Here is a 12,312-nt window from a genome sequence, read left to right on the forward strand (position 1 = left end):
GTCAGCTACCTGCGACCAGATACGACGATGCGGCCATGGCGTCGCCTGCGGCGTAGCTGGCTCCGGACTCACCGACTCCGACGCCGGAGCGGCCGAGTTCCTCGACGGCGTGCGCGGCAAGCGTGGTGTGCTCGGCGCCGTGCGCGCTGAGGCCGACGGCGGTCTGCAGCGACACCGCATCGACGGCGGGCGGCATCACCGCGGTCACCAATGGTGCCGCTGCGGTGTGCGCGGCGGCCAGTCGGGCGGTCAGAGCCTCGACCGCGGCGCCTGCCGCGGTGAGCCCCTCGGGAACGACACGCAGAGTCATCAGTTGAACTCCCTTCCACTACTTCTCGGGTTGGTGGTCCCCGCGGCTTCGTCGGCGAACGGGTTGACGAGTTGAACGAAGGTGGCGTCGTCGCCGTCGTCGAGCAGCATGGCGCGGCCCGTGGGCAGCCGGGTGAACCGGTGACCGCGCAACTTGCCGCTGTCCTGCGGGTTGCCCGACAACATGACGGTCGTGGCGCCGAGCTCGTTCATCCGGCGCAGCAGCGGTGCGGTCATGACCGCATGTGCCGAGCCCGTCGCACGGGCCGTCACGATGACGCGCAGTCCGAGTTCGGCAGCCTGCGAGAGCAATCCGACGAGAGCGGCCCACGGCCGCTGCCCGACATACGGGCCGCTGACGGCGGGCGCATCCGGGATCTGGTCGACGTCGTCGACGATCAGATAGTGCGTATGACCCTCATAGGTCCATCCGCTCATCTGCTGCGGCGTCAGCCCCTCCGCCGGGCGACGCTTCTCCAACAACGCGGCGAGCCCCAGCATCGCGGGGGTCACGCGGTCGACGTTCGGGGTGTACTCGTTGTCCGGGAACAGCGGTTCGTCGACGAGGTGCAGCCGCCGGTCGATCACCGTGAACGCGACCTGATCCGACGTCGAGTGCTCGCGGACGGTGCGGATGACGTGTCGCAGCAGGGTGGACTTGCCGGACTTGGCGTCGCCGAACACCATCAGCAGCGGGTTCGCCAAGAAGTCGACCGAGACCGCCGCGAGGTCCTCTTCGCGCTGGCCTATGACGACGCGCTCCGGTGCCGGGTACAGCGGGGCGACGACGGCCGGCGACAGGTTGGTCGGCAGCAGCCGCACCGGCGGCGCCGTCACACCCGGGTACCTGGCGTTGATCACGCCGATGTCGCGCAGTGTGGGTTCGGCGAAGAGGAAGTGCTCGGCCGCCATCGTCAGGCCGCGGCCCGGCTGGTCGGCAGGCACGGCGTCGGCCGGACGCCGCAACGCCCCCACCACGCGCACGTTGCTGTCCTGGGAGTCCGAGAGCTTGAGTTCGAGCCGCAGCCCGAGCCCGTCGCGCATGGCCAAAGGAACCTCGAGCCAGTTCGGCGTGGTGATGACCACGTGGATGCCGTACGACATACCCGTGTTGACCAGCTCGGTGACCTTCGCCAGCAAGGGATTCCGGGTGTTGAACGTGTCGGTGTTGTCGCGGCTGAACGCGTAGAGGTTGTCGATGACGAGGAAGACCTCGCCGTACTCGTCACGCTCGGGGCCACCGTTGCCTGCCCGACTGCCGTTGTGCCCGCGGACCTGCCGCGCGCGCAGCAGCTGCTCGAGCTCGCCGAACGTGCGTCGGATGCGCTCCGGCTCGACGGGTGATGCGACGCTGCCGACGTGCGCCAGGTCCTCAAGGCCCCGCAGCTGACCGCCGCCGTAGTCGAGACAGTAGAAGGTGACGTCGCGCGGCGAATGTAGCGCGGCCGCCGACAGGATGAACGTCTGCAGCGCCGTCGTCTTGCCCGACCTCGGACCACCGTGGATGAGCACGTTGGACGCAGCGGACGTCGCGTCGAACACCAGCGGGTCACGCCGCATGTGGAACGGTCTGTCGAGTTCGCCCAGCGGCCAACGCCATTGGCGCTCCGATACGTCCGAACGGGCCAGCAGTTCGTCGAGCGGGATCGGCTGGTCCAGCGGCGGCAGCCACAGCCGCGGCGCCTTGGGCCCGTAGTGCGCCAGCTGGTCGCCGATGGTGGCGACGAGCTTGCGCGGGGTCCGCTCGTCGTGGGCGGCTGGCTCGGTCGCGATCACGGTGTCCGGCGCCGCGTCGACGTGTCCTGCGGTGAACGGCTGCGGTTGCGGAACCGCCTGTACGACAATCGACTTCTCGACCCGCGGTGGGTCGTAGATCCCGTCGACGTAGGTGCTGCGGAACTTGAGCGGCAGCGCGCCGGGCGTCGGCACCAGGAAGCCCTCACCCTTGTGCTCGGGACCCGCCTCGATGTGGAACGCGTCCTCGACGCCGATGATCTGACGGCTGACACTCGGACTGGCCACCTTGAGCCCGATGCGGTACGAGGTGTTCTTGTCGATGTCCTTGATCCGGCCGACGTCGAGCGTCTGCGACGCGAACAGGATGTGGATGCGGAACGAGCGGCCCTTGCGCGCAACGTAGTCGAACAGGTCGGCGTACTCGGGGTGGTCTGCGAGCATCAGCGAGAACTCGTCGGCGACGACGAGCAGCGTGGGAAGCGGCGGAAGGTCGTGCCCCGCGGCGATGGCGGCCTCGTACTCGAGCACCGAGTTGAACGCACTGCCCTGAACGCGGCGGCCCGCCTCCATCAGCACCTGTTCGCGACGCGCCACCTCCCCGCGCAGGGTGTCGGCGAAACGGTCGGCGAGCGAACGCTTCTCTGCCATGTTGGAGATGACCGCGACGACCTGTGGGAAGTTGCGGAAGATGTCGGCACCCGCCTCGCCCTTGAAGTCGGCGTAGATGACGATCAACCGGTCGGCGGAATGAGTGGTCAACAGCGACAACAGGATCGACATCAGCGTCTGAGACTTGCCGGAGCCGGTCATGCCGATCATCAGCCCATGCGGCCCCATGCCGCCCTCGGCCTCGTCCTTGAGGTCGAAGAACAGCGGGTCACCGGTGGCGGTCACGCCGATCGGCACGCGCAGCTCGTCGGCACGCCCACGCGGCGCCCACAGGCTGGCCACGTCCAGTGCCGCCGCATCCGGAATGCCAAGCAGCGTCGAAAAGGTGGCGATACCCGCACTGCTGGTGCGGGCGTGGCTGGGGTTGGAGTCCCAGCGCGAGAGCCGGCGCGCGACGTGCCGGGCGTCCGCGACGTCGAGCCGATCGGCGGCGTCGACGTAAGGCTGCCAGCCGCCGGTCTGCCACCGCTCGAGACGCCCGTCGGTGATGCGCAGGATGGGACGCTCTGGATCCGCATACTGTTCGCGATGAGGCGGCTCTTCCGAACGGTGCACCAGGGTCACCCCGGCGAGGCCACCGCGGGGCAGTAGCACGGCCGGGTCGGTGTCGGGATCGTCGACCACGATGAGCAGGTGCTTGGCCCCGGGGTCGCCGGCCACGCCGAACGCCGGGCGATCGTCGAGTGCGGGGGCGAGCAGCGCACTCAGTTCGGTTACGCCTTCGGCGAGGTAGCGCGCGGGCCCGGCGCCGTCCACTGCGCTGGGAACGTCGCTGTGCGGCAGCCACTTCAGCCACGACCACTCGTCGGCCTCGAGGTCGGGCGTCACCAGGGCGACGCCGAGCACCGCGGGGTCGTGCCACGTGACGGCCTGCGCGACCCAAGCCCGCAATGCGGTGCGGACGTCGTCGGGTTCACCGAGCACGGTGATCCGCGACACCTTGGCGAGGTCGATGCCCGTCGGCGCCGCGCGGACGGTGCGTTGGACGTCGAGCAGCCCGCGCAGCGCGCTGTGCGACACCGGCTCGAGGTCGACCTCGTCGGCGGTGTCCTTCACTCGCAGGGCGGTATTCAGCGGCGCATCGTTCAATCCCGCACGGAGCACTAGGAAGTCGGGGTCGTACGGGTCGCGTTCCCACTGCCGGCGCGTGCCAGGTACCTCGGCGAGCAGCGTCGGGTCGGGATGGGACCACTCGAGCGCCGCGCGCTGCTCGGCGGCGTGGGCGCGGACGTTGTCGCGGATGACGGACAGATAGCGCAGGTAGTCCGCCCGCTCGGCGTCGACCTCCTCAGTGCGCATCTTGTTGTCGCTGCCGCGGTAGAGCGCCGTGGCGGCCAACAGCAGGACGAACGGGAAGAACAGCGTCGTCGGCGAGATGAGCCGCATCCCCGTTGCCACCAACGCCACGATCATGCCGACGATGAGGATGACGATCAGGTAGGGCAGCACCCGTCGCAACAACGACGGGGGTACCAATCGCGGAAGACTCGGCGGCGGCTCGATGGTGATGGTGCCCTTGCGCGTGACCGGCACCGGTATCCGGCGACGAGTCTCGAAGATGAGCCGGCTCACGGGGTCTCCCTCAGAACAGCGGGTTGGGGATCGGCGGCGAGCGCGTCGTGGGCCAGCAGCGCGTCGCCACGCGACAGCGTCGGGCCCGTGGCGAACTGACTCAGCAACGACCAAGGGATGGGTAGCGCGGGCATCGTGAGGCCCAGCGCGGCAACGGCTTTCTGATCGGCGTCCACGTCGATGCCGTAACGGACGCCGGTGTCGCTGACCCAGAAGTACGACCCGCCGCTGCCGACGAGGTAGCCACGGCCAGGTGTCAGGACGACGCGGTTGGCGGTGGTGCCCGAGCCCGCCCCGACCAGCTGGACGGTGCGAAGCTCGTCGGGCACCGGCAACGTCACGCCGGAGCGCAGAGTCAGAGCGCTGCTGGTGGCGTCCGCCGGATGGGTCCACTGGGCACACGTCAGCGGAGCGGCGGCGGCGTCGACCAGCGTGACCGGCTCGCTGGGGTAGGCGGCGGTGTCGATGTCAGCCGCGACCGGCAACCGCGCGACGTCGTCGGCGCCCAGCCGGGGCGGCTGGTCGAGCCCAAAGGAGTTGGCGTTGCGCAGAATCGCGGCCACCACGGAGGACACCGGCTGTAGTCCGTCACCGAGTACGGCGTAATGGCGCAGCGTGTTGTCGGTGTCGAAGGAGGTGACGACGGCGCCGATCGGTGCGGCCACCGGCAGCTGATAGCGCGGCGGCTCTCCCGCGCCGGGGATGGCCGGCGCGCTCAGCGCAGGCGCCTCGGGGATCGCATTGAACAGCCCTGGCGCGACGGCCCGGGGCGTATCGGCGGCCAGTCCCAGCGCACCGGTGACGGCCCGGTCGTTCAGGTCGATCGGGCTGCGGCGGCCGTCCCACAGCAGCCAGGTACCGGCGTTCGGACCGCCTGCGTTCGCGACCAGGATCGCCTCGTGCTTGGGCAGCGCGCCGGCCCGCTCGCCACCGTCGACCAAGGGACCCGCGATCACCGTCACTCCGGCGGCCGGTCCCGAGACACTGTCGCACACGGTCCACTCGGCGTCGCCAATGGTGTTCTGCACCATGCGTTCCGGCGCACCCGGAATGCCGATCAGATTGCCGCGCGGAAACTTGTCGAGCTCGCTGCTCTTGACCATCGTGGGGTTGTCGGGGCGGCCCGCGATGAGCCGGGCCGACGTCAGGTTCAGCACCGGATGCAGCTGATCGCCCAGCCGGACGTACAGCGCCGAGGTCTCGCGGTCGGCGAGGATCGCGCTGTCACCGGCGACGCCCGCGGGGCGGATGAGCGAGAAGATGAAGCACCCGATCACCCCGGTGACGAGTACCAGCGCGCCGACGAGCACTGCGCGGGATTGACTGCGCAGCGGGTCGACCAGCATGCGGGTGTCGTGCAGTGCGACACCGGATGCGATGCGCCGCATCAGGAATCGCCAACCCGACACCTGGTGGCGCGTGACGAAACCGCGGCGGTACACCACCTTCTCGGGATTGTCGTTGGCGGGTGTCCGCGATGTGAACCCCTGTCGCTCGTCGCTCTGATCGGCGCTCATTCGGGCACCGTCACACCGAGGCCGCGCAGCAGCGGAATGGCGGAGTTGTTGACGTCGGTATCGGTGATCGTCATCAGCTCGTCGTCGGTGAAGTCCTCGGCGTCGGAGTGGTCGAGCCGGTATTCACGCTCCTCCTCGGAACGTTCGACGAGGTTGCGGACGAAGCGACCGTTGCCCGCGATGTCGAGGCTGCGCCTGGCCACCCCGTTGGTATCGGGCGTCGAGGCCGTCGCGAGGTGACCGAACAAGGTCTCCATGTGTGCCAGCGCCTCCTGCTCGAAGACGCTGTCGCGCTTCTCGGCCATGCGCGTCGCGATCTCGACGAGCTCGTGCGCCGAGTACGACGGAAAGTCGATGCTGCGCGTGAAACGGGAACGCAGGCCTTCGTTGGTGTCGAGGAACATGTCGAGGTCGGCGCGGTAGCCGGCGACGATGACGACGAGGCGGTTGCGGTCGTTCTCCATGCGAGCCAGCAAGGTGTCGATGGCGACGAGCCCGAAATCGTTCTTCGCCCCGGTCGACACCAGCGCGTAGGCCTCGTCGAGAAAGAGCACGCCGTCGAGGGCGCTGTCGATGATGGCGTTGGTCTTGGCCTCGGTCTCGCCGATGTGCTGGCCGATGAGGTCGGCGCGGTGGACCTCGCGGACGGTCTCCTTCTTGAGAATGCCTAGCCCGCAATAGATCTTGGCGACGACGCGCGCGATGGTGGTCTTGCCGGTACCCGGGGGGCCCGCGAACACCAGGTGGTTGGTGCGTTGCGCGACCGTCAGCCCACGTTCCTGACGTCGGATCGCCATGGCCACCGAACTCTTGAGGCGGGCCACCTGATACTTGACCTCCTCGAGCCCGATGAACTCGGCGAGCTCGGCTTCGGCTTCGATGAGCAGGTGCGCCTTGCGTTCCTTGGCGCCAGGGTCGACGAAGTCGTTCTCGTCGGGCTCCGTCGCCGGATCCCACGGGTCGATGCGGGCCTCGATGCGCGCCGCGGTGGTTGGCACGATCCCGTAGGACGTGTCGGACAGCGCGACCTCGACCTGGTCGTGTTCGGGGTTGGCGGCGTAGAGCTCGGCGAGCACGTCGGTGGCCTCGAGGTCCTCACCCTGTGCGCGAAGGGACAACGCCTTGGCCAGCGTCCCGTCGACCGTGGCGACGTCGACCGGACCGCCGGGCTCCTCCAGGTACGACAGGGCGGGCGCGAACATGCCGAGCCGGGCCAGCGAGGTGCCGAGCGCGACGCGCGCGGCGTGGGCGTAGGCGTCGTCGAGCGCGGGGTCGTTGACCACCGGCGTGAGTAGGCGCACCACGTCGGACCACCGCTCGGCGCGGTAGCACATCGCAACCCGCAGCCATCTGGCCTGCAGCCAGCTGGGCCGCCGGTCGATCAGCGCGCCGACCAGCGCGTCGGCCTTCGCGAAGTCGCCTGCGTCGTAAAGCGTGGCGGCATAGGCCAATTGGAAGTCGTCCGGCGCGGACGCAGCGAACTTCAGGTACAGCCCGGTGTCGTAGGTGAACGCCAGGTCGCCCGCAGCCATGTCGAGTTGACGCTGCAGTGCGCCTGCCGTTGCCACGGTCTGCCAGACCGCTTCGATGACGCGCGCACTGGTGTCGCCGGAGGCCGCCAGCCCGGTCCACGCATCGCACTGCTCGCGAGCGATCCGAGTTAGCTCGCCGAACCCCGACCGCGCCGCGGCGAGGTCGGCCGGACGTCGCCGATCGTGGACGGTGAGGCCCAACGTGCGACAGCACGTGGCAAACCGACTGAGCACATCGCGATCGACGGGACCCCCGTTGCTCCTCGCGTTCGCGGCCGCAAGCGTGTCACTACCCATATGCGTGTTTCACGGGAAGCGACGTGGCCCCCGCAATCTCCCTTAAGTATGCCTAGGCTAACCTCGCTGAAGTTAGCATTGCATAACTTAACTGTCGAGACGCACGTGGTGTGAGCTTCAGGCGAGCCCGGTCACCCCTTGACGGCGTTGACCAGGCTGATCGATGCCACCATGGGCCCGGCCTCGGGGTGGTCCACGGGAATCGGCCGACCCAGCTCACTCAGGTACTCGGGCAATGGCGTCGCCTCCGCCGTCCATCCGCGGGCGCCGAACCACTCCTCGGCCGCGGCGTGCTGCTCGTTGTAGACGAGGGTGAAGAACGTGCCCTCCTCCCCCGCGGCTCGCTCCTGCTGCTTCTTCGCCTCGAACGCCTCGGTGGGCATGGGCCTGCCCTCCTCGACAGCGACCCAGCTACCGATGCTGGCCAGTTCGTCAATGCCAGCGAACAGCTGCTGCTGAGCGGTGGCGGGCAGGTAGATGAGTAGCCCCTCCGCGATCCAGGCCGAAGGAGCCGACGGATCGAACCCGCGGGCCTTTAGAGCGGCCGGCCAATCGTCGCGAAGGTCGACCGCTACCTCCCGCCGCTCGGCGGTCGGTTCGTCGCCGTGCTCGGCGAGTACGTCGCGCTTGAACTCCAGCACCTGCGGCTGATCCAGTTCGTAGACGACGGTGCCGTCGGGCCATGGCAGTCGGTACGCCCGGGAGTCGAGTCCGGCGGCCAGGATCACGATTTGGCGCACGCCTGCCGCGGCGGCGTTGGCGAAGTACGCGTCGAAGTACTTGGTGCGCGCGCCTTGGAAGGACACGAAGTGATCGCCGAAGTCGGACCGCAGCCGCAGCGCGCCGGTCTGACCCGCCGTGCCGTCGAGGACGTCCGCCCATTGACCACCCGCGGCGCGACAGAACAGCTCCGCGTACGGATCCAGCGCCAGTGGTTCGGCCTTCTGCGCTTCGAGCGCTCGGGCGGCGGCGACGAACAGTGCTGTCGACCCGACGCTGGTGGTGATGTCCCAGGTGTCGTCGTGAGTGCGCATGCCACCGGTATACCCGCGGAAACTGACAATCCCCGACCGACCTACTGCAAGACTATTGACGTGAGCGACGGGCGGGTGCGCTACGCGCGCAATGGGGACGCGCGCTTGGCATACCGCGTCTTCGGCGACTCTGGGCCGTTCGCCATCTGGATACCCGGTTGGGTGGTCGGCAACGTCGACACTATCGACGAGCCGGGCAGTCCCTACGAGAGCTTCTTCGACGTCGTCTCGGGGCACCTTCAGTTGGTCATGTGGGACCGGCGCGGCGCTGGGCTATCGGATCCATCAACTCACCTCCTTTCGCTGGACGAAAGCGTCGACGATCTCCGGGCCGTGATCGACGCAAGCGGAGCCGAGCGGCCCTCATTCATCGGATCCGGCGAGGGCGGCGCGGTGAGCATCCTCTACACGGCGACGTACCCCGATCGCGTGAATTCCCTCGCGCTGTACGGAGCCGCGGCGCGGTACTCCCAAGATTTGCCCGACTTTCCGTGGGGATTTACCACCGCCGAAGTCTCCGCACAGCTCGAAGACATCGAGAACCATTGGGGCCGGGGAGCCTTGGCCGAGCTGTTCCACGGACACAGTGCCGAAATGCCCGGTGTACGTGAGATGTTCGGCAAACTTCAGCGTTCGATCATGAGCCCAGCCATGGCCACCCTCTGGTGGCGCGCGCTTATGGAGGTCGACGTTCGTGCCGTGCTACCCGCGATACGCGTGCCGACGCTAGTGCTCGCCCGTCCCGGTGATCAGCTGGTACCGATCGAATCGGCGACGGCGTTGGCGTCTGCGATTCCGAACGCGCAGTTCCACGCCCTGCCGCAAGGCGCACACAACGCGTTCGATGTGCTCCACGAGATGGCTGAGCACATGTTGCGGTTCCTCGTTGACATGCCGGGCGCTCCGGCCGACGAGCGGCTGCTCAAGACTGTGTTGTTCACAGACATCGTCGGCTCGACGGAGAAGCTCAGCGCTCACGGCGACGCGAATTGGCGTCACCAGTTGAACAGCCACGACAGCGTCGTCGCCCACATGCTGACGCGATACGAAGGCGTCAGCGCCAACCACACCGGGGACGGTGTCTTCGCCCTCTTCGACGCGCCGACGAGGGCGACTCGCTGCGCGCTGGACCTCGTACCCGCGCTCGCCGCGCGTGGAATTCCGATCCGAGCAGGCATTCACGTCGGCGAGTGCGAACGGCGCGGCGACGAGTGGAGCGGCATGGCCGTGCACGTCGGCGCGCGCATCGGTGCGCTGGCAGGCGCGGGCGAGGTGCTGACCAGTCGCACAGTGCGCGATCTGTCGGCGGGTTCTGGACTGGCCTTCGAAAGCCTTGGCCCACAACGAATGAAGGGACTACTCGAGGATGTCGAGGTCTTCCGGGTGACGACGCACTAGACCAGCGGAAGTCCCTTGCGGACCCGCCGGTCGAGGTCCTTGAGCAGCACGTTGAATGGAAACTGGCGAACGAAGCTTGGCAGCGCGTGGTTGACGGCGCTCACCACCTTCATCAGGCGGTCGAAACGGCGCTGCCGGGCCGCGTCCCAGGGCAGCCGCATCTCGTCGCGGAAGCGTTGCGGCAGAAAGCCCGTGGTGATCAACAGCGCACAGCCGTCCGACCAACGCTGCAGCGGCCCAGGCAACTTCACGCCTCGGACGCGGCTCGCGGCAATTGGGTAGAGGTACTCGCGGACGGTGTCGTCGATGTGCACTTGATCCAGCGAGCGCTGCCAGTACTCGTCGAAGGCGGCCCGGTCCTTCGGCCACATGTCGGCGGGCACCTGCAACGTGGTGCCCATGCTCATGCCGTCCGCGTAGTGCTGGTCGGCGGTCTCGTCGTCGAACTCCCCGACGAAGATCCGGTAGACGTCGACTCCGCCCTTGTACAGGCAGGCGGCGACCCACAGCTGCAGGTCCGTGTCGAACGCGTTGTACTTGACCGGGCTCTCGTCGGTCGAATACACCTGCGCGTGCGCCTTGTTGACCGCGCGCCGATACGCCGCCTTCTGCGCGTCGCTGCCCTTCGTGGCCACCGCGAGGTAGGTGAACGTCGTTCGGGCCCGCTTGATCGGGTGGCGGTCGACCCGGCCGCTCTCGACGCGCGATTCGAGCACGCCGTAGCCGACGCCTGGCCGTGCCAACTGCATGATGACGTTCGCAGGGCCGGCCAACAGCGCCACGCCCATCAGGCCGTCGTCGAACCTGGCGCTCCGACCCCTGGCCCGCGGCCCGGTCACTCGGGCCGGTGCGCTAACCGCTCGATCGACCTGGCTGTCACTGACCGTCATTGGCCAACCCCTGTCCCGCAAATGTGGAAACGAATGTTTCCTAATATTGCCGTCCGCACGTGACGGGTGTCAAGATGGTCCTGTGCCCCAGGTCCGGCCGTATCGCGGCGTCGAAGCGCCCGAACGCCTCGCGCAGCGCAGACGCCAACTGCTCGACGCCGGCTTGGAGCTCCTCGGCGCCGCGGACGAACCGCCGGAACTGACGGTCCGCGCCCTCTGCAGGCAGGCCGGCGTCTCGGCGCGGTACTTCTACGAGAGCTTCACCGACAAGGACCAACTCGTCGCCGCGGTGTTCGACTGGGTCATCGGCGACATCGCCGCCACCACCCAGGCCGCCGTCGCGGCGGCGCCACGCGACGAGCAGAACCGGGCCGGCATCGCCAACCTCGTCCGAACGATCGCAGGCGACGCCCGCATCGGGCGACTCTTGTTCAACCCCCAGCTGTCGAACGCGGTGCTCGCCCGCAAGCGCGCCGAGGTAGGCGGCGTCTTCGCGCTCTTGTCAGGCCAGCACGTGACGAGCGCCTACCAACTGCCGGAGAACGGATGGACCAAGTCAGTCGCGCACTTCGTCGTCGGAGGCGTCGGCCAGACCATCAGCGCATGGGTGTCCGGCGACATTCGGCTGGATCAGGCGCAGCTGGTCGACCAAATCACGCGGATCCTCGACGGAGTCGCGGCGCGCGAACTGGACCGAAGCTAGTTGCCCGCGGCCACGGGCGGACGCCTGTCGGCAGCCGTCCTTGGCACGGTCACGGTGTCTTGCTCAGTGAATTCCTTGGTCCAGCAGGCGAACTCGAGCGTGATGCCGTCGGGGTCCTGGAAGTAGAACGATCGCACGTAGACGCCGGGGTGAAGCGTCGCCGACACCTGTGCGGGGCTCTCGTCATGGTTGAGCACGGGCCCCACGCGAACGCCCTTGTCCTTCAAGCGCTGCCGGTACTCGTCGAACTTCTCGGCAGGCACGTGGAACGCAAGGTGATTGAGCGACCCGACCGCGCTGACGATCTCACCGATGCCGGGAATGGATGCAGGGGCCGAGACACCCGGCACGCCGTCCGGTGCGCCCTTGAACCAGAAGAACGCGACGCAGTCGCCGTTGCCCGCATCGAAGAAGAAGTGCTGGCCCATCCCGCCGGGCAGATCCAGCGACTTGACCAGCGGCATGCCGAGCACGCCCGAGTAGAAGTCGACCGTCTTCTCCATGTCCGCGCACACCAAGGCGACGTGGTTGATGCCACCGAGCTCGAACTCTTGATTGGGATTGTCGGGCTTGATCACGTCGTCGCTCCTCGATCGCACCAAATATCTGGTCAAGATCAGTATCTGAACCTAACATCAGATTCAGTTTGGATCA

General features: G+C 68.0%; 9 protein-coding genes. 2 read left to right on the top strand and 7 right to left on the bottom strand.

Annotation, left to right across the window (positions count from 1 at the left end):
* Position 1 precedes the first annotated feature (1 nt).
* The 5 genes from SLQ33_RS20955 to SLQ33_RS20975 all read right to left on the bottom strand — a co-directional run bounded on the left by SLQ33_RS20955 (position 2) and on the right by SLQ33_RS20975 (position 8,667).
* Positions 2-310, bottom strand: coding sequence for a PE family protein (locus SLQ33_RS20955; protein ID WP_319455791.1), 309 nt, complete (start codon positions 308-310; stop codon positions 2-4).
* On the bottom strand, positions 310-4,287 hold the full coding sequence (gene eccCa / locus SLQ33_RS20960) for a type VII secretion protein EccCa (RefSeq protein ID WP_319455792.1): 3,978 nt from the start codon (positions 4,285-4,287) through the stop codon (positions 310-312). The genes SLQ33_RS20955 and eccCa overlap by 1 nt, the downstream gene beginning before the upstream one ends.
* Positions 4,284-5,804: a type VII secretion protein EccB gene (gene eccB / locus SLQ33_RS20965; RefSeq protein WP_319455793.1), complete on the bottom strand. Its 1,521-nt coding sequence runs from the start codon at positions 5,802-5,804 to the stop codon at positions 4,284-4,286. Before eccB ends, eccCa begins: the two co-directional genes overlap by 4 nt.
* Positions 5,801-7,633 (bottom strand): type VII secretion AAA-ATPase EccA, encoded by a 1,833-nt coding sequence (gene eccA / locus SLQ33_RS20970; RefSeq protein WP_319455794.1) that lies wholly within the window; start codon positions 7,631-7,633, stop codon positions 5,801-5,803. Before eccA ends, eccB begins: the two co-directional genes overlap by 4 nt.
* Before the next feature lie 131 nt (positions 7,634-7,764).
* On the bottom strand, positions 7,765-8,667 hold the full coding sequence (locus tag SLQ33_RS20975) for a class I SAM-dependent methyltransferase (RefSeq protein ID WP_319455795.1): 903 nt from the start codon (positions 8,665-8,667) through the stop codon (positions 7,765-7,767).
* A gap of 60 nt (positions 8,668-8,727) precedes the next feature.
* Here SLQ33_RS20975 and SLQ33_RS20980 point away from each other — a divergent pair, with 60 nt between their 5' ends.
* The gene (locus SLQ33_RS20980; protein WP_319455796.1) at positions 8,728-10,065 is read left to right on the top strand and encodes an adenylate/guanylate cyclase domain-containing protein; all 1,338 of its coding nucleotides are present in this window, start codon (positions 8,728-8,730) and stop codon (positions 10,063-10,065) included.
* Here the strand turns inward: SLQ33_RS20980 and SLQ33_RS20985 are convergent.
* On the bottom strand, positions 10,062-10,955 hold the full coding sequence (locus SLQ33_RS20985) for an oxygenase MpaB family protein (protein ID WP_319455797.1): 894 nt from the start codon (positions 10,953-10,955) through the stop codon (positions 10,062-10,064). The two genes, SLQ33_RS20980 and SLQ33_RS20985, sit on opposite strands and share 4 nt — an antisense overlap.
* A gap of 82 nt (positions 10,956-11,037) precedes the next feature.
* Here SLQ33_RS20985 and SLQ33_RS20990 point away from each other — a divergent pair, with 82 nt between their 5' ends.
* Positions 11,038-11,658, top strand: coding sequence for a TetR/AcrR family transcriptional regulator (locus SLQ33_RS20990; protein ID WP_319455798.1), 621 nt, complete (start codon positions 11,038-11,040; stop codon positions 11,656-11,658).
* On the opposite strand, the gene SLQ33_RS20995 is transcribed toward SLQ33_RS20990, so the two are convergent.
* Entirely contained in the window at positions 11,655-12,236 is a 582-nt protein-coding gene (locus SLQ33_RS20995; protein ID WP_319455799.1) for a VOC family protein, read from the bottom strand. The two genes, SLQ33_RS20990 and SLQ33_RS20995, sit on opposite strands and share 4 nt — an antisense overlap.
* Positions 12,237-12,312: the final 76 nt, after the last annotated feature.

The sequence above is a fragment of the Mycobacterium sp. RTGN6 genome, assembly GCF_033804605.1.
Classification (GTDB): Bacteria; Actinomycetota; Actinomycetes; order Mycobacteriales; family Mycobacteriaceae; genus Mycobacterium.